This is a genomic window from Bradyrhizobium sp. 23AC, from assembly GCF_054863025.1.
In genome coordinates, this window is sequence record NZ_JAVAYN010000243.1 from 1 (window position 1) to 254 (window position 254).

The window sequence follows — 254 nt, forward strand, 5'->3', positions numbered from 1 at the left end:
GATTTGATCGACGCGCTCTCGGCCACGCAAGTCGCCGACATCGCCTCCGAGCTCGACACCGACGACGCGGTCGCGATCATCGAGGACATGGAGCCCGCCGACCAGCGCGAAGTGCTCCGCGCGCTCGACCCCGATGATCGCGCCGCGATCGAGGAGGCGCTGCGCTATCCCGAGGAATCGGCCGGCCGCTTGATGCAGCGCGAGCTGATCGCGGTGCCCGAACATTGGTCGGTCGGCGACGTGATGGACTATCT

Annotated in this window: 1 protein-coding gene; it reads left to right on the forward strand. The window is 67.3% G+C overall.

The window, feature by feature from the left end:
- On the forward strand, positions 1-254 hold a 254-nt coding region (locus tag RAD10_RS42290), incomplete at both ends, for a magnesium transporter MgtE N-terminal domain-containing protein (RefSeq protein ID WP_461622067.1).